Below are 17,159 nucleotides of genomic sequence, written 5' to 3' on the forward strand. Positions count from 1 at the left end.
CCGTGCTCTTCGACATGGACGGCACCCTCGTCGACAGCGAGAAGGTGTGGTCCGTCGGCCTGACCGAGCTCGCCGCGCACTACGGCGGTGAACTGTCCGCGCAGGCCAGGCACGCGATGGTCGGCAGCAACATGACCGACTCGATGCGGCTGCTGCACGCCGACCTCGGCCTGCCGGCCAGCATCAGCACCGACGCGAGCGTCCGGTGGCTGGAGGCGCGGGTCAAGGAGCTCTTCCACGGTGGCGTCGAGTGGCGTCCCGGCGCGAAGGAGCTGCTCGCCGCGCTGCGTGCGGAGGGTGTACCGCTCGCGCTGGTCACCGCCACGCACCGGCACCTGGTGGACGTGGCCCTGCTGACGATCGGGGCGGACAACTTCGACGCGGTCGTCGCCGGCGACGAGGTGGACCAGACGAAGCCGCACCCGATGCCGTACCTGACGGCGGCGCGGCTCGTCGGGGCGGTCGCGATGGACTGCGTCGCGGTGGAGGACTCGCCGAACGGCGTGCGCAGCGCCCGGGCCGCCGGCTGCGCGGTCCTCGCCGTGCCGTGCGAGGTCGACCTGGACCCCACCGGCGTGACCCTCGTCGGGTCCCTGCTCGACGTCGACGTCGCGTACCTGCGCAAACTGGTCGCGTAGCGGCGCGCGCGACCTGAGGGTGCCGGCGGGACGGCGTCCGGTCTCCGGTCGCCTGGCGAGGTCGCGGGTCACTGTGCGGACCGGTCGCGCCGCGGGTGTCCGTACCGACGCGGAAACCGGAAACGGAGCAGGGGCGCCTCCCCGAGCAGGCGCCCCTTGGTCCGTGCGGCGTGGTCAGTCGTGCGCGATCGCCTGCAGGACGTTGACCCGCGAGGCCCGGATCGACGGCAGGATCGCCGCGAGGACCCCGACGAGGGCGGCGAGCAGCAGGTACGTCGCCATCTGCGTCCACGGGAAGGCCATCTTCGAGAAGCCGTCGTCCTTCAGCGCCCGGACCACGGCCGCGCCGAGGCCGGTGCCGACCGCGAGGCCGAGCAGCGCGCCGAACGTGGAGATGACGACCGCCTCGACGGTGACCATCCGCATCGTCTGCGCCCGGCGCATGCCGATCGCGCGGAGCAGCCCCAGCTCGCGGGTCCGCTCCAGCACCGACAGGGCGAGGGTGTTGACGATGCCGAGGACCGCGATGAGGATCGCCAGCGCCAGCAGGATCTGGATCATGGTGAGCAGCTGGTCGAACTGCGCGGACTGCGCGTCCACGAACTCCGCCCGGTTCGCCACCGACACCTCGGGGTTGTCGACCAGGAGCTGGTCGACCTGCCGCTGGATGTCGGCGACCGCCGTGCCGTCGCTGACGCGCAGGTAGCCCCACGACGGCTGCGCGGTGCGGAAGTCCTTCACCACGTCGCCGGAGACGATCGTGCCGCCCATGACGTCGCTGCGCTTGTAGAGGCCGACGACCGTCACCGTGTGCGGCTCGCCGCGGGTGAACTGCATGGTCATCGTCGAGCCGACCTTCAGGTTGCGCTTTTTGGCGTTCTCGGTGTCGACCACGGCCTGGTTCGGGCCGGTCCAGTTGAGCGTGCCCTCCGTCGCGGTCAGCTTGAACATGCCGGCGTACGCGGCCATGTCCGGCGTGGCGGAGATGCCCGTGCCGCCGGTGCCCTCCAGCTGCGCGAAGTCCCAGTACTCGCTGGCGGTGCTCGACACGCCCGGCAGCTTCGCCGCGGCGGTCATGACCGCCGGGTCGAACTTCGCCGGCCCGTTGTCGTCGCCGTCACCGGAGATGATCAGGTCGACGGTGACCTGGGTCGCGGCCTGCGACGACAGGCTCTGCTTCGCCGAGGCGAGGATGACGTTGACGCCGGTGATCAGGGCCAGGCCGACCATGAGCGCGGCCGCGGTGATCGCGGTGCGCCGCGGGTTGCGGCCCGAGTTGAGCCGGCCCAGCTTGCCCGGCACCGACCAGGAGAACAGCCGGCCGAGCAGCGCGACCACCGGCCGGGCCAGCAGCGGCGTGAGCAGCGCGACGCCGATGAAGCTGATCAGGACGCCGCCGAGGATGAGCCACAGCGTGTTGTCGCCCTGACCGGCGAGGCCGAGGCCGAGCATCGTGCCGCCGGCCGCGCCGATGAGGGCGCCGCTGACGGTGAGCTTGGTCAGCGGGCGGTCCGGGGTCGCGACCTCCTGCAGCGCCGCGATCGGCGGGATGCGGGAGGCGCGCAGCGCCGGCAGGACCGCGGCGACGACCGTCACCAGCAGACCGACCACGAACGCGCTGATCACGGCGGCGGCGGGCACGCCGACGCTGGCGAGGGCGACGCCGCTGACGTTGCCGAACACCCAGGCGAGCAGGACACCGACGCCGACGCCGGCGGCGAGGCCCAGGACCGAGGCGATGAGCCCGATCGCGACCGCCTCGATGATGACCGAGCCGAGCGTCTGGCCGCGGCTGCCACCGAGGGCCCGCATCAGCGCCAGCTCACGCGTCCGCTGCGCGACGATGATCGAGAACGTGTTGAGGATGAGGAACGTACCGACGAACAGGGCGACACCCGCGAAGCCGATCAGGACGTTGTTGAAGAACGACAGCCCCTCCCGGAAGTCCTTCGTCGTCTCGTCCTGCAGCTGCTTGCCGGTCTTGACCTGGAACCCGCCGGCCGCGCCGCTCTCGCCGCCCAGCGCGGCGGCGACATCGGCGCGCAGCTGGTCGTGCGAGACGCCGGGCGCCGCGGTGACCTTCAGCGAGCTGAACACGTCCTTCTCGCCGAGCATCAGCTCCTGCGCGACCGGCGTGGTGAAGAAGACCTCGAGCGAGCCGCCGAGGGAGTCGCGGTCGCCGCTGTAGCCGACGATGCCGACGAGCTTGAACACCTTCTTGCCGGGCTGCAGCGTCAGTACGCCGACGTCGTCGCCGACCTTGATGCCGGCGGCCTTCGCCGTGGTCGCGTTGACCACGATCTCGTCGTCGGCCTGCGGGCCGCGGCCCTCCCGCAGCTGCATCAGGTCGGACGTGCCGACCCAGTTCTCGCCGAGGCGCGGCGGGCCGAACGTGGTGACGACCTTGCCGTTCTTGCCGATGACGCGGGCGCCGTCGGACGTGGCCTCGCCGACGACCTTCGCGACGCCGGGCACGTTCTTCACCTTGTCCAGCGTCGCCGCCGGGATGTTCGCCGCCTGCGACGGGCCCATGTCCTGGCCGTCGACCTTCGGCTTCTGGGTCACCTGGACGTCGGTGTCCTCGAACACCGACGCGAACAGGCTGTCGAACGAGCGGCCCATCGTGTCGGTGAGCACGAACGCCCCCGACACGAACATCACCCCCAGCACGACGGCCAGGCCGGACAGGACCAGCCGCAGCTTGCGGGAGAGCAGGCTCTTCAGTGTGGCGCGCAGCATCGTCAGGCCGCCTTGTCGAGACGCTTGAGACGGTCGAGGACGGCGTCGGCGGTCGGCGCGTACAGCTCGTCGACGATGTGCCCGTCGGCGAGGAACACGACCCGGTCGGCGTACGAGGCGGCGTTGGGGTCGTGGGTGACCATGACGATGGTCTGGCCGAAGTCGCGGACCGAGTTGCGCAGGAACGCGAGGACCTCGGCGCCGGACCGGGAGTCGAGGTTGCCGGTCGGCTCGTCGGCGAAGATGACCTCCGGCCGGGACACGAGCGCCCGCGCGCACGCGACCCGCTGCTGCTGGCCGCCGGACAGCTGGCTCGGCCGGTGCTTGAGCCGGTCCCGCAGGCCGACGGTCTCGATCACGGTGTTGTACCAGGCGGCGTCCGGCTTCCTGCCCGAGATCGACAGCGGCAGCAGGATGTTCTCCTCCGCGGTCAGCGTCGGCAGCAGGTTGAACTGCTGGAAGATGAACCCGACCTTCGTGCGGCGCAGGTTCGTCAGGCCCCGGTCCGACAGGCCGGTGATCTTCGAGTCGCCGATGTAGACCTCGCCGCGCGACACGGCGTCGAGCCCGGCCAGGCAGTGCATGAGCGTCGACTTGCCCGAGCCCGACGGGCCCATGATCGCGGTGAACCGGCCCTTCTCGAGCTCCACGGAAACGCCGCCGAGCGCGTTGACCTGCGCCTCGCCCGTGCCGTATGTCTTCCAGACGTCGACCGCCTTCGCGGCCACCTCGGTGCGCGTCGCAACCGATGCAGTCATGATTCCCCCTGGTGAATGGTGTGCCTTCATCCTCGGGGCGGTTCCGGCTCGTCTCGTCCGCCCGCAGGGCGACCCGACCACCGGTTTTGGGCGGGGGTTTGGCCCGGAGCGGAAATCAGGGTCAACCCCTAGCCCGCCGTTCTCAGCCTTCACAGAAAGGGCTCCGGAAAAGCGGAAAAGCCGGTCGGGGGAGACCCCCGACCGGCTTTTGTCAGCGCTGGTGCTTATTCGTACGCGATGGCGTTGAGCACGTTGAGGCGCACCGCCCGGATCGCGGGGATCAGGCCGGCGACCGCGCCGACGACGAGTGCCCCGATGATGTAGGCGATCATGTACCCCCAGGGCAGCGTGACCGCGCCGAAGCCGATCACCGACTTGAGGGCGGTGACCGTCGCCGCGCCGAGCCCGGCCCCGACGACGAGCCCGAGCACCGTGCCGAACAGCGTGATCACCACGGACTCGATCGTCACCATCGACCACGTCTGCCGGCGCCGCAGGCCGATCGCCCGCAGCATCCCCAGCTCCCTGGTCCGCTCGATCACCGACAGCAGCAGCGTGTTGATGACCCCGAGCACCGAGATGCCCAGCGCGATGAACAGCAGCACCTGCACGATGACCAGCGCCACGTCGAACTGCTGCCGGCTGGAGCCGACGAGCTCGTCCTTCGTCTGGACGCTGACCTCGGGGTTGTTCTTCAGCACCCCTTCGACCGCGGCCTTCGCGTCGGCGATCGTGACCCCGTCCTTGACCTTGACCATGGCCTGGATCGGCTGCGGGAACGCGAACCCGGTCTGCGCGTCGGCGTTGGAGATGACGACGCCGTTGCCGTTGCTGGTCGAGTTGCTGATCCCGACCAGCGTCAGCGTCTTCGTCTGCCCCTTCGCGAACGTCACCGTGATGGTGGTGCCGACCGTGTACTTGCGGTCCTTCGCGGTCTTCTCGTCGGTGGTGAACTCGCCGCTGGCGAGGCGGTCGATCCGGCCCGCGACCGGCCGCAGCTTCAGGACGGTGATCGCCGCCGACGAGTCGTCGTAGGCGAACACGAAGTCCTGCTTGCCGTTGAGCTGCACGCCGTCGTAGGTCACGGCGGCGACCGTCTGCGCCTGCGGCAGCGCCTTGATCTGTGTGAGCTCGTCAGGCTGGATGACCGGCGGCACGTCGGACGTCTGCTGCCCGTAGATGACCAGGTCGGCCTGCAGGTCCTTCTCCACCGACTCGCCGATCGCCGTCGACAGCGACGAGAAGATCGTCGAGATCATCGTGATGATCGCGATGCCGATCATGACCGCGCCGGCCGTGATCGCGGTGCGCCGCGGGTTGCGCGACGAGTTACGCCGCCCCAGCCTGCCCGGCACCGAGAAGGAGAACACCGCGCCGAGCCCGGCGACCAGCGGCCGGCTGACCATCGGCGCGAGCAGCGCCACGCCGATCAGCGTCAGCAGCACCCCGCCGAACACCAGCAGCAGCGTCGCGTCGCCGGCGCCGGCCAGGCCCCACGACAGCGAGCCGACACCGACCGCGGTGACGACGGCACCGGCGATGGTGATGCCGGTCAGCGGCTTGTCGGTCGTCGCCGCGTCCCGCATCGCCGCGATCGGCGCGACCCGGGCCGCCTTGATCGCCGGCAGCACCGCCGAGATCATCGTGACCAGGATGCCGATGGTGAACGACGTCACGATCGCGGCCACCGGCAGCCCCAGGCCCGCGGACTCCATGTTGGCCAGGGCGGTGAACGCGCTCGCCCCGACCGCGCCGAGCCCCATGCCGACCAGGAACCCGAACAGCGACCCGACGACGCCGATGAGCAGCGCCTCCAGCAGCACCGACCGGATGATCTGCCAGCGGCTCGCGCCCATCGCCCGCAGCAGCGCCAGCTCCCGCGTGCGCTGCGACACGATGATCGAGAACGTGTTGAGGATCAGGAACACGCCGACGAGCAGCGCGATCGTGCCGAACCCGAGGAAGAAGTAGTTGAAGTACTTCAGCAGCCCCCGGATCGCCTCGCTGGACGCCTTGGACAGCTCCTCGCCGGTCTGCACGGTGAACGTGGGGCCGAGCGCCGCCTTGATGTTGTCGCGCAGCTGGTTGTCGGTGACGCCCGAGTTGCCCTTGACGTCGATGACGTTGAACACGCCGGGCTCGCCGAGCATCACCTTCTGCGCGGTCGCCTCGGTGAACAGCACCGTCGTCTCGCCGGCCATCGAGTCGCGGCCGCCCGCGTACTGCATGATGCCGGTGATCTTGTAGGTCTTGCGGGCCTCGGCACGGGCGATGATGTCGACGGAGTCGCCGACGGCGAACTTCCCCAGCTTCGCCAGCCCGTTGTTGATGACGATCTCGTCCGCGGCCGCCGGCGCCTTCCCGGCGATCAGCTTCGTCAGCTCGTCCTCGCCGGTCCAGCTCCCGCCGAACTGCCCGGACTGGCTGATGACCACCTTGCCGTTCTTGCCGACGACGCGGGCGCCGGTGACGAACACCTGCCCGGTCGCCGAGCGCACCCCGTCGACCTTCTCGACCCGCGCCACCTCGTCGGCCGGGATCGGCAGGATCGCCTGATTGTTGCCGGACGCCTCGTCGGCCGTCTGCGACTTCGCCGACACCTGCACGTCGGTGTAGCTGTAGATGTTGGAGAACACGTTGTCGAACGTGCGGCCCAACGTGTCGGTGAGCACCAGCGACCCCGACACGAACATGACCGACAGCACCACGGCGAGGGTCGACAAAATCAGCCGGAGCTTGCGCGCCAGCAGGCTCTTGAGCGTCGCGCGCAGCACGGCTCAGCCCGCCTGCGGCGCGTCGGTGGCGCTCTCGACCTTGGCGTCCAGGCCCTTGAGCTTGTCCAGCACCGCGTCGGCGCTCGGGGAGCGCAGCTCGTCGACGACCCGGCCGTCGGCCAGGAAGATGACCCGGTCGGCGTAGGAGGCCGCATTCGGGTCGTGCGTCACCATGACGATCGTCTGCCCGAACTCGCGCACCGAGTTGCGCAGGAACGACAGCACCTCCGCCCCCGACCGCGAGTCGAGGTTGCCCGTCGGCTCGTCGGCGAAGATGACCTCCGGCCGCGCCACCAGCGCCCGCGCGCACGCGACCCGCTGCTGCTGGCCACCGGACAGCTGGCTCGGCCGGTGCTTCAACCGGTCCCGCAGCCCCACCGTCTCGATCACCGTGTCATACCACTTCGGGTCGGCCTTGCGCCCCGCGATCGACAACGGCAGCAGGATGTTCTCCTCCGCCGTCAGCGTCGGCAGCAGGTTGAACTGCTGGAAGATGAACCCGACCTTGGTCCTGCGCAGGTTGGTCAGGTCCCCGTCGGACATCCCCGTGAGCCGGGTGTCACCGACGAAGATCTCACCGCGCGTCACCGAGTCGAGCCCGGCGAGCGTGTGCATCAACGTCGACTTGCCGGACCCGGACGGGCCCATGATCGCGGTGAACTGCCCGCGCTCCAACTCGACGCTCACCCCGTGCAGCGCGATGACCTGGGCCTCGCCGCTGCCGTACACCTTCCACACGTCCACCGCGCGGGCGGCGACCGCCTGCCCGGTCGTGACTGTCGTGGTCACGCTCGATCCCCCTCTGGTTTCGTGAATGCACTCACGCTACGGGGTGATCGTGGGTGTGCCGTCCTCCCGGGGTGCCGGTCGGGGGTACTCCTTGGGAAGGAGGCCTATGAGCCTGGGCGTACGAGACCGGTCTCGTACGCGAGGACGACGGCCTGGACGCGGTCCCTGAGGCCGAGCTTCGTCAGCACGTGCCCGACGTGGGTCTTCACCGTCGTCTCGCTCACCGACAGCGCCCGCGCGATCTCCGAGTTGGACAGCCCCCGCGCCAGCTGCACCAGCACCTCCCGCTCCCGGTCCGTCAGCACCCGCAGGTCCCGCGGCGGCTCCGCGTCCGGGTCGGGCAGCGCGTCGGCGAACTTGTCCAGCAGCCGTTTCAGGATCCGGGGCGCGACGACCGCCTCACCGGCCGCCACCGTCCGGATCGCGGTGACCAGGTCGTCGGCGGGCACGTCCTTGGCCAGGAACCCGCTCGCGCCGGCCCGCAGCGCGCCCACCACGTACTCGTCGAGGTCGAACGTGGTCAGGATCAGCACACGTACGGGCAGCTTCGCCTCGACGATCGCGCGGGTCGCCGCCACGCCGTCCATGCGGGGCATCCGGATGTCCATCAGCACCACGTCGGGCAGCAGCCGCCGGGCCAGCTCGATCGCCTCGACGCCGTCACCCGCCTCCGCGACGATGTCGAGGTCCGCCTCGCCGCCGAGCACCATCCTGAACCCGGTGCGCAGCAGCGGCTGGTCGTCCACGAGCAGGAGCCGGATAGGCCTCTCGTTCAAGCTCTGCGCCTTTCCTATGCGGGCAGCCGTTCCACGCTGTCCGCATGCTGTTCGATGGGGATCCTCGCGTGCACACGGTAACCCCCGCCGGGCCGCGGCCCGGTGCGCAGCGTCCCCCCGTACAACATGACCCGCTCCCGCATGCCCAGCAGTCCGTGCCCGATCGCGGCCGTGCCCAGCTGCGGCCCGCGTCCCGTGTCGCACACCTCCACGACCACGTCCGAGCGGCTGAACACCATCCTCACCTCGACCGTCGCCGCGCCGGCGTGCTTCAACGCGTTCGTCAGCGCCTCCTGCACGATCCGGTAGATCGTCAGCGCGATGCCCGGATCCAGCTGCCCCGGCACGCCCTCCACCCGCAGCACCGCCTGCAGACCGGCCTCCCGGATCTGCTCCACCAACCCCTCCACGCCGGCGAGCCCCGGCTGCGGCGCCAGCTCACCGGCCGGCTCCGCCTCCGTGCGCAGCACCGTCAGCAGCCGCCGCATCTCCCGTAACGCGGTCCTGCCGGTCTCCTCGATCGTCGCGAGCGCCTCGTCCGCGGCACCCGGATCCCGCTGCAGCATCCGCCGCGACCCGGTGGCCAGCACCCCCATCACGCTCACGTGGTGCGCCACGACGTCGTGCAGCTCCCGCGCGATCCGCCGCCGCTCGTCGGCCACCGCCTGCTCCGTCAGCGCCCGCTGGCTCGTCTCCGCCGTCCTCGCCCGGTCCTCCAGCGCCGCCACATACGCCCGCCGCGTCGCCATCATCCGCCCGACCGTGAAGCACACCAGCGCGTTCATCGCGTTGAACAGCAGGAAGACCTCGGGCGTCAGCCCGAGCGGCTCGTCATTGGTGCGCCCCAGCACCGTCGCCAGCACCATCCCCGGCACCCAGATCAGCAACCCGGCCGCGATCGCCCGCCGCAACGGCAGATACGCCGCCGCCGTGTACGTGAGGACGACCACGGCGAACCCGCCGTTCATCACCGGCAGCACCTCGAGGAACGGCACCACGGTGTGCGCCGCCGTGAACCACACCGCCCCCCACAGCCACCGCCGCCGCACCGCCACCGCCAGCAACCCGACTGTGTCGAACGCCACCTGCAGGACCAGGTTGCCGGCCCCGAGCACATGCTCCGCGAGCGCCGTCGCACTCCCGCTGACCACAGCGAGCACGACCGCGAGCACGATGTCCTGCACCAACGGGTCCGCTCGGCGGCTCAGCACGCGCTTCAGCACTCTTCGTACGCTATCGGCTCCAACCCCGGTTGGATTCGTCGCCGCGTCCGACCCGCGCCTCCTGCTTGAGGATGAGACGCCCGTCCCCCCACCCCCCCACCTACCGCGACGCGCCGCCCGCGGCCGCGTGATCCAAGGCCGGTTCTGGTCGTCCCGACGGCCAGAACTGTCCTTCGATCAAGCAGCCCGCGCCCCGCAGCGGCACGGCACCCGCCTGGCACCCGCCCCCTGCGGCCCGTCGAGCGCTGACGGATGCGAGGTTCGTGATTGGAGATCGAAGGCCGGTTCTGGTCGTGCCGGCGGCCGGGGCTGTCCTTCGATCAAGCAGGCCGGGCTCGCAGCGGCACGGCACCCGGCCGGCACACGGCGCCTCCGGCAGCTCGAGGCCGATCCGCGTGTCGACGGCGGTCGGGCTGGGATACGGGCCCCGGCCACTCGGACGCCTCGCCGGGCTGCTTGCCGAGACGACCGAAGCCGGCCGGCTGGCCGGAGCGGACGGCTGGCGGAGACGCGTGCGATGCTCACGCCCGTGTCATGCCCCTGCCCGCGCCGTGCAGTGCCGGGTTGCACCTGCGCCGCGCCTGGCGGGACAGCCAACATCTGACCCACGACCGGCTGCGGGTTGCCCAACGCATGCACCGGCTGCGCCCGGTCCACGATCGCGACGGTCCGAACCCGCCCTGCCGCACCAGCGTCGCGCGGTACCCGTGCCGTGCCCACACCCGCTCAGTGTCCGCGCCCGCGCAGTGCCGCGCCTGCGCCCACGCGGCCCCCGCATCCGGCCCATGGTCCACCCGCGCCGTGTCTGTGCCGCGTCCGTCCCGTGCCGCACCCGTGCAGTGCGCGTGTCGTACTTCGGCCAGGATCACGGGACGAGCTAGGTCATCGTGCCGGGTGGCACCCGTCGCCGGCGGCACTGGGCTCGCCGCGCCGGCCAGACGGAGCCTTGAGCGCATCGTGTGGCGCTCGGGCCCTGCCACCCCGCACCGCGTCCGGTCTCGAAACGGCCCGTGCCGGTTCCGGGTGAGTCGAGCGACACACCGCCCGGCCCGCTCCAGATCACGCCCGTGCCCGCCTGCACCCAGCGCCGCTCCGGCACCGCGCGGTGCCCGGGCCGTGCTGCGCCGTGTCCGCAGGAGGTCCTGGGGCTGTGCCGACGCACCAAGTCACCGCGCCGGGTGGCACCCCCTCACGGGACGGGCTGGACTCACCGCGCCGGCCTGACGGTGTGGGCCCTGAGCGCTGCGCGTCGACCTGTCGCCCCGGCACGGCGTCCGGTTTCGATCCGGCGGCGTGCCATCCGCGACGTGCCGGCCCCCAACGAGTCGACCGACACACCGCCCCGGGCCGAACCGGGCCGAACCGGGAGCGGCGGCCAGGGTCACTCGTCGCGGCCCGCGGCGGGCTCCTCCTCCGTCGACAAGGGCAGCGCGGCAGCCGTCGCCGGCTCGGGGAACGGCGGCGGCGTCCCGCCGAACGCCGGGCACAGCGCCTGGTGGGCGCACCAGCCGCACAGCCGGCTCGGCTGGGCCCTGAAGTCGCGCTCGGCCGTCGCCCGCTCGATCGCCTGCCACAGGGCCAGCAGCGTCCGCTCGAACCTGGCCAGCTCGTCGGCGTCGGGGGAGAAGTCGCAGACCTCGCGGTCCTTCAGGTACATGAGGCGTAACACGCGGGGCACCACGCCGCGGGTCCGCCACAGGACCAGCGCGTAGAACTTCAGCTGGAACATGGCGCGCGCCTCGAAGGCCTCGCGGGGCGCGCCGCCGGTCTTGTAGTCCACGACGCGGAGGTCGCCGGCGGGGGAGACGTCGAGGCGGTCGATGTAGCCGCGGATGACGAGCTTGCCGTCGACCTCGGCCTGGACGAACGCCTCCCGCTCCGCGGGCTCCAGCCGGTTGGGGTCCTCCACGGCGAAGTAGCCACCGAGCAGCTCGCGGCTGGACTCCAGGAACGCCTCCGTGTCCGCGAACAGGTCGGCGAGGCCCTCCTCGGTCTCCACGAGACGCTGCCACTGCGGCGCGACGAGGGCGGCGGCCCGCTCGGGAGTCCGGCTGCCGCTCGGCTCCTCGAACAGCGCCTCCAGCACGGCGTGCACGAGCGTGCCTCGCATCTGGTCGGGGGTCGGGCGCTCGGGAAGCCTGTCGATGCTGCGGAACCGGTACAGCAGCGGACACGTCTTGAAGTCCGCGGCGCGCGACGGCGACAACGTAGGCAGGGTGGTGATGGTCTCCGTCATGCGTGGAAGGTTAGGCCACGGGTACGACAGTTTTCGCGGACCGACCCCTCGGCGCGGACTACACGTAGCATCATGGGCAATGGACGACTACCGCTCGGCTCCCGCGCCGGCGTCGTCGGCTGCCCGGACCCGGCCGCCGGAGCGCGGCTCCGGGATCCCGCTGGGGCGGCTGTTCGGCGTCCCGATCTTCCTCGCCCCGTCCTGGTTGCTGCTCGCCGCGCTGATCACGCTGACGTATAGCCAGTTCCTGTCGGCGCAGCGGACGCTGCCGATGACGACCGGGTTCGTGCTGGGCTTCGGGTTCGTGGTGTGCCTGCTGCTGTCGGTGCTGCTGCACGAGCTCGGCCACGCGGTGACGAGCCGGCACAGCGGGATCGGTGTGAGCGGTATCACGCTGGAGATGCTCGGCGGCTACACGGAGATGGAGCGGGAGGCGCCGCGGCCGGGCGTGGAGCTGTTCGTGTCGCTCGCCGGGCCGGCCGTGTCGCTGCTGCTGGGGCTGCTGGCGGGCGGCGTCGCGCTGGTGCTGCCGGCGCACAGCCTGGCCGAGACGTTCGCGTTCCAGCTGGCACTGAGCAACATCGTGGTGGCCGTGTTCAACGCGCTGCCCGGGCTGCCGCTGGACGGCGGGCGGGCGCTGCAGGCCCTCGTCTGGAAGATCAGCGGTGACCCGAATCTCGGCCGGCGGGTCGCCGGCTGGTCGGGGCGCCTCGTCGCGGTCGCCACCGCCGCCACCGTGGTCGTGCTGTACTCCCAGGGCGTCCTCGACAGGGTCTTCGGCCTGCTCTTCACGCTGCTGGTCAGCATCACGATGTGGGTCGGCGCCGGTCAGGCGATCCGGCACGGGCGGGTCGCGTCGAGCCTGCCGCCGTTCAACGCGCGGGAGCTGGCCAGGCCGGTGATCCCCGTCGCCGCGGCCACGCCGCTGGCGGAGGCGGAGCGGATCGCCCAGCAGAGCGGCGGCCAGCCCCTGGCCGTCGTGGACGGGGCCGGGGCGATGCTCGGGTTCGTGCACGGCGCCTCCGCGCGGGCGGTCCCGGCGGAGCGCCGGCCGTGGGTGCCGATCGGCGACGTCACCCGCCGGATCGACGAGCACCACGTCCTGGCAGGGGATCTGCGGGGCACCGACCTGCTGCACGCCATCCGGGACGACCCGGGCGGCGACTACCTGGTGGTCTCGGGTGAGGATGTGCACGGCGTCCTGCGCGGCGCCGAGCTGCTCTCGTTGCTCGAAACACGCAGATCCACCAGCAGGCCCACCAGCAGAAGGAATCGCACGTGACTGTGTCCCTCGACCTCCCCACCACCCGCCGGGGACCCTTCCAGCCGGGTGACCGGGTCCAGTTGACCGACCCCAAGGGGCGGATGCACACGATCGTGCTCGAACCGGGCAAGGAGTTCCACACCCACCGCGGCGCCCTGCCGCACGACGACCTGATCGGCTCGCCCGACGGCAGCGTCGTGACGAGCGCCGGCGGCACGGCGTACCTCGCGCTGCGGCCGCTGCTGTCGGACTACGTGCTGTCCATGCCCCGCGGCGCCCAGGTCATCTACCCGAAGGACGCCGCGCAGATCGTCGCCATGGGCGACATCTTCCCCGGTGCCCGGGTCCTGGAGGCCGGGGCCGGCTCCGGCGCCCTCACCTGCTCGCTGCTGCGGGCGGTCGGACCGAGCGGCAGCGTCACGTCGTACGAGATGCGCGAAGACTTCGCAGCGATCGCCAGGCGCAACGTCGAGGCCTTCCTCGGTGGGCCCCAGGCAGGGTGGACCTTGCGAGTAGGTGACGTAGCGGGCTGCGAAGATGTCGGTTTTGATCGGATAATTCTAGACATGTTGACCCCGTGGGAGATCCTGCCGCTCGTGTCGCGGGCGCTGATTCCAGGCGGGGTGTTCATCGGCTATGTGGCGACCACGCCGCAGCTGTCCGAGCTGGTGGAGGCGTTGCGCGAGGACGGCGGCTACACGGAGCCCCGGGCTTGGGAGAGCCTGGTGCGTGACTGGCACGTCGAGGGTCTCGCGGTGCGGCCCGATCACAGGATGATCGCGCACACCGCGTTCCTCGTCAGTGCCCGGAAGCTGGCGCCGGGGGTGACGGCGCCGCCGCGGCGCCGCAAGCCGAGCAAAGGCGCCGAAGCGTATGCGGCGCGGCGGTTGGCAGCCACCGCGGTCGCACGGGAGGAGGAGGCAAAGGATGAGCCGTCCGAGCTTCAGTGACCTACCTGCCGTATTTCCGGACTGGTCGCCCTATCCGGACCTCGAGTCGGCGGCCAGGGCATACCTGCGGGACCCGGACATCGCGCTCGACGCGATGGCCGGCGTCCTGCGCGGGCAGAGTGTGCTCGGTTTCACGCTCGAGCGGTTCGTCAACGACGTCAACGGGGTCTGGCAGGAGGTCGTCGTCTGCGACGGCACCCGGCTCATCCTGTGGCACGGCGAGGACATCCCGCCCGAGGAGGCGCCGCCGGGCTCGATGACGTCGTCGCTGCGGGTCGTGGCGCTGTCGGCGGTGACCGAGGTCGGCTGCCGCCGCCGGCTCAGCCGCAACCCCAACGGGCACGCGAGAGTGGACAGCGTCGATGTCTACCTGCTGCTGACCTCGCTCGACGAGGCGAACGTCGCCGCCGAGGAGGCCGGCTCCGTCATCCGCCACGACGCGTTGCGCTTCGGTAAAACTCTCGACGACGGCGGCGCCGGACAGATCGCCCGATTGGAGGAGTTTGCCCGGCTGGTCTCTTCTCTCGTGGGCAAGCCGATGCTGTGAGGAATCAGTCGGCGTTGGGTCCGGCGACGGGCACGTCGTCGGACGCCCGGTGCACGTGGATGCAGTCGCCGGGGCACTCCTTGGCCGCGTCGATGACCTCGAGCCGGAGGTGTTCGGGCACGTCGACGCGGGTGCCGGGGGCCAGCCGCAGCTCGCCGTCGGTCCCCTTCACGTAGGCCAGACCGTCGACGTCGAACTCGAATACCTCAGGCGCGTACTGCACACACAGGCCGTCGCCGGTGCACAGATCCTGGTCAACCCACACCTCAAGAGCGCTCACGCTGCAACATTACAGGGCTGGTGGAAAGCGCCTCCAGGCCGCACGATTTGTAAAAGCCCTGTGGCGCACGGGTTCGAAGGGGCCCAGACCGGCGAACAGCAGTTAGTGTTAGAGCACAACGTTCAAAGCCCCCGGGGAGGTGGGACGTGGCACGCAGCGACGACGCGGAGACGCGCGCCGCACGATGGGAGAAGGACGCCCACGATCTCTCCACGCAGGTCGCTTTCCTCCAGGAGGAACTCGCCCTGGTGCGGCGCAAGCTGACGGAAACCCCGCGACACGTGCGACAGCTCGAGGAGCGGCTTGCCGCAGCGCAGGCGCAGATTGCCCGGCTGACCGAAAACAACGAGCGGCTCGTGGCCACCCTCAAGGAGGCCCGCGCCCAGATCGTGACGCTGAAGGAGGAAGTTGACCGCCTGGCACAGCCGCCGAGCGGTTACGGCGTCTTCCTCGCCCGCCACGAAGACGGTTCCGTTGACGTCTTCACCGGTGGGCGCAAGCTGCGCGTGGCAGTTTCCCCGGCCATCGAGGTCGAGGAGCTGCGCCGAGGCCAGGAGGTCCTGCTCAACGACGCCCTGAACATCGTCGACGCGCTCGGGTTCGAGCGGGCCGGCGAGGTCGTCATGTTGAAGGAGATCCTGGAAGGTGGTGACCGCGCTCTCGTCATCTCGCACGCCGACGAGGAGCGGATCGTCCACCTGGCCGACACCCTCGCCGAAGCGCCGTTGCGCGCCGGCGACTCGCTCATGATCGAGCCCCGCTCGGCGTATGCCTACGAGCGGATCCCGAAGAGCGAGGTCGAGGAGCTGGTGCTGGAGGAGGTGCCCGACGTCGACTACACCGACATCGGCGGCCTCTTCTCGCAGATCGAGCAGATCCGCGACGCCGTGGAGCTGCCGTTCCTGCACGCGGAGCTGTTCCGCGAGCACCTGTTGCGTCCGCCGAAAGGCGTCCTGCTCTACGGCCCTCCCGGCTGTGGCAAGACGCTGATCGCCAAGGCGGTCGCCAACTCGCTGGCGAAGAAGATCGCCGAGCGACGCGGCGAGGAGCGCAGGACCAGCTACTTCCTCAACATCAAGGGTCCCGAGCTGCTCAACAAGTATGTCGGCGAGACCGAGCGGCACATCCGGCTGATCTTCCAGCGCGCCCGTGAGAAGGCGAGCGAGGGCACCCCGGTCATCGTGTTCTTCGACGAGATGGACTCGGTGTTCCGGACCCGTGGCTCGGGCGTCTCCTCCGACGTCGAAAACACGATCGTGCCTCAGCTGCTGAGCGAGATCGACGGCGTCGAGGGCCTGGAAAACGTCATCGTCATCGGCGCGTCCAACCGGGAAGACATGATCGACCCGGCGATCCTGCGCCCCGGCCGGCTCGATGTGAAGATCAAGATCGAGCGACCGGACGCCGAGGCGGCCAAGGACATCTTCTCCAAGTACATCCTCACCACCGTCCCGCTGCACAAGGACGACATCGCCGAGCACGACAACTCGCCCGAGGCGACGGTCGCGGCGATGATCGACGCGGTGGTCCTGCGGATGTACTCCGAGACCGAGGAGAACCGGTTCCTCGAGGTGACCTACGCCAACGGCGACAAGGAGGTCCTGTACTTCAAGGACTTCAACTCCGGCGCGATGATCCAGAACATCGTCGACCGGGCCAAGAAGATGGCGATCAAGGACTTCCTCAGCAACGGCCAGAAGGGCATGCGCCTCCAGCACCTGCTCGACTCCTGCGTTGACGAGTTCCGCGAGAACGAGGACCTTCCCAACACCACCAACCCCGACGACTGGGCCCGCATCTCCGGCAAGAAGGGCGAGCGGATCGTCTACATCCGCACGCTCGTCTCCGGCGGCAAGGGCGCGGAGGCCGGCCGGTCCATAGAGACCGCGACCAACACCGGCCAATATCTGTAACACCGCGACACCGGCGGGCGGCGACCTCGGCAGAGGCGCCGCCCGCTTCGCATGACCCCAGCAGCGCACCAGCAGCGCATCAGGAGCCAGAGCCAAGGGCAAAGAGCCAAGTTCATGGCTCCGGTCCGTCGTGGGCAAGGCCGTTGCTCCCGCAGCCAACGGTCGGGCCTTGGCGGCCCTCCCTGCACGTCCGCGTGCAGTTGCGCAGACCGCGGCGCCGGCCGGGGCGCCTCCGCGGACTTCCGCTGGAGCAGGTCCCCGTCGACTTCGGC

13 protein-coding genes are annotated in these 17,159 nt (G+C 70.6%); 5 read left to right on the top strand and 8 right to left on the bottom strand.

Annotation, left to right across the window (positions count from 1 at the left end):
- The first annotated feature begins 2 nt into the window (after positions 1 to 2).
- Positions 3 to 638, top strand: a complete 636-nt coding sequence (locus AB0I21_RS09175) for an HAD family phosphatase (protein WP_360559840.1) — start codon at positions 3 to 5, stop codon at positions 636 to 638.
- Positions 639 to 812: 174 nt separating this feature from the next.
- On the opposite strand, the gene AB0I21_RS09180 is transcribed toward AB0I21_RS09175, so the two are convergent.
- The 7 genes from AB0I21_RS09180 to AB0I21_RS09210 form a co-directional block, all read right to left on the bottom strand.
- On the bottom strand, positions 813 to 3,377 hold the full coding sequence (locus tag AB0I21_RS09180) for an FtsX-like permease family protein (protein WP_360559829.1): 2,565 nt from the start codon (positions 3,375 to 3,377) through the stop codon (positions 813 to 815).
- Between the two features lie 2 nt (positions 3,378 to 3,379).
- A complete protein-coding gene (locus AB0I21_RS09185) occupies positions 3,380 to 4,135 on the bottom strand; it encodes an ABC transporter ATP-binding protein (protein WP_360559830.1) in 756 nt (251 codons plus the stop codon).
- A gap of 224 nt (positions 4,136 to 4,359) precedes the next feature.
- Positions 4,360 to 6,909, bottom strand: coding sequence for an FtsX-like permease family protein (locus AB0I21_RS09190; protein WP_360559831.1), 2,550 nt, complete (start codon positions 6,907 to 6,909; stop codon positions 4,360 to 4,362).
- A 3-nt stretch (positions 6,910 to 6,912) separates the two neighbouring features.
- The gene (locus AB0I21_RS09195; protein ID WP_360559832.1) at positions 6,913 to 7,698 is read right to left on the bottom strand and encodes an ABC transporter ATP-binding protein; all 786 of its coding nucleotides are present in this window, start codon (positions 7,696 to 7,698) and stop codon (positions 6,913 to 6,915) included.
- Positions 7,699 to 7,802: 104 nt separating this feature from the next.
- Positions 7,803 to 8,474, bottom strand: a complete 672-nt coding sequence (locus AB0I21_RS09200; RefSeq protein ID WP_344502163.1) for a response regulator transcription factor — start codon at positions 8,472 to 8,474, stop codon at positions 7,803 to 7,805.
- Positions 8,475 to 8,488: 14 nt separating this feature from the next.
- A complete protein-coding gene (locus tag AB0I21_RS09205) occupies positions 8,489 to 9,697 on the bottom strand; it encodes a sensor histidine kinase (protein ID WP_360559833.1) in 1,209 nt (402 codons plus the stop codon).
- 1,381 nt (positions 9,698 to 11,078) lie between these two features.
- Positions 11,079 to 11,933 carry a RecB family exonuclease gene (locus tag AB0I21_RS09210; protein ID WP_344502165.1) on the bottom strand — a complete coding sequence of 285 codons (855 nt, stop codon included), beginning with the start codon at positions 11,931 to 11,933 and terminating at the stop codon, positions 11,079 to 11,081.
- Positions 11,934 to 12,102: 169 nt separating this feature from the next.
- On the opposite strand from AB0I21_RS09210, the gene AB0I21_RS09215 reads away from it, so the two are divergent.
- From AB0I21_RS09215 to AB0I21_RS09225, 3 genes are all read left to right on the top strand, one after another.
- Positions 12,103 to 13,215 carry a site-2 protease family protein gene (locus AB0I21_RS09215; RefSeq protein WP_360559841.1) on the top strand — a complete coding sequence of 371 codons (1,113 nt, stop codon included), beginning with the start codon at positions 12,103 to 12,105 and terminating at the stop codon, positions 13,213 to 13,215.
- Positions 13,216 to 13,298: 83 nt separating this feature from the next.
- Complete coding sequence (locus tag AB0I21_RS09220) at positions 13,299 to 14,147, top strand: tRNA (adenine-N1)-methyltransferase (protein ID WP_360559842.1); 849 nt, start codon at positions 13,299 to 13,301, stop codon at positions 14,145 to 14,147.
- Positions 14,125 to 14,694: a hypothetical protein gene (locus AB0I21_RS09225; RefSeq protein ID WP_033362888.1), complete on the top strand. Its 570-nt coding sequence runs from the start codon at positions 14,125 to 14,127 to the stop codon at positions 14,692 to 14,694. The genes AB0I21_RS09220 and AB0I21_RS09225 overlap by 23 nt, the downstream gene beginning before the upstream one ends.
- A gap of 4 nt (positions 14,695 to 14,698) precedes the next feature.
- Here the strand turns inward: AB0I21_RS09225 and AB0I21_RS09230 are convergent, their stop codons facing one another.
- Positions 14,699 to 14,974: a ferredoxin gene (locus tag AB0I21_RS09230; RefSeq protein WP_360559834.1), complete on the bottom strand. Its 276-nt coding sequence runs from the start codon at positions 14,972 to 14,974 to the stop codon at positions 14,699 to 14,701.
- 146 nt (positions 14,975 to 15,120) lie between these two features.
- Between AB0I21_RS09230 and arc the strand changes: the two genes are divergently transcribed.
- Positions 15,121 to 16,887 carry a proteasome ATPase gene (gene arc, locus AB0I21_RS09235; RefSeq protein WP_344502168.1) on the top strand — a complete coding sequence of 589 codons (1,767 nt, stop codon included), beginning with the start codon at positions 15,121 to 15,123 and terminating at the stop codon, positions 16,885 to 16,887.
- The last annotated feature ends 272 nt before the right edge of the window (positions 16,888 to 17,159 follow it).

It is taken from the genome of Dactylosporangium sp. NPDC050588, from assembly GCF_040654975.1.
Lineage (GTDB): Bacteria > Actinomycetota > Actinomycetes > Mycobacteriales > Micromonosporaceae > Dactylosporangium > Dactylosporangium maewongense.

What these genes read in the sequence shown, in the direction of transcription:
- AB0I21_RS09180 (WP_360559829.1), bottom strand. Translation starts at nt 3,377, where the DNA reads ATGCTGCGCGCCACACTGAAGAGCCTGCTCTCCCGCAAGCTGCGGCTG.
- AB0I21_RS09185 (WP_360559830.1), bottom strand. Translation starts at nt 4,135, where the DNA reads ATGACTGCATCGGTTGCGACGCGCACCGAGGTGGCCGCGAAGGCGGTC.
- AB0I21_RS09210 (WP_344502165.1), bottom strand. Translation starts at nt 11,933, where the DNA reads ATGACGGAGACCATCACCACCCTGCCTACGTTGTCGCCGTCGCGCGCC.
- AB0I21_RS09220 (WP_360559842.1), top strand. Translation starts at nt 13,299, where the DNA reads ATGCACACGATCGTGCTCGAACCGGGCAAGGAGTTCCACACCCACCGC.
- AB0I21_RS09225 (WP_033362888.1), top strand. Translation starts at nt 14,125, where the DNA reads ATGAGCCGTCCGAGCTTCAGTGACCTACCTGCCGTATTTCCGGACTGG.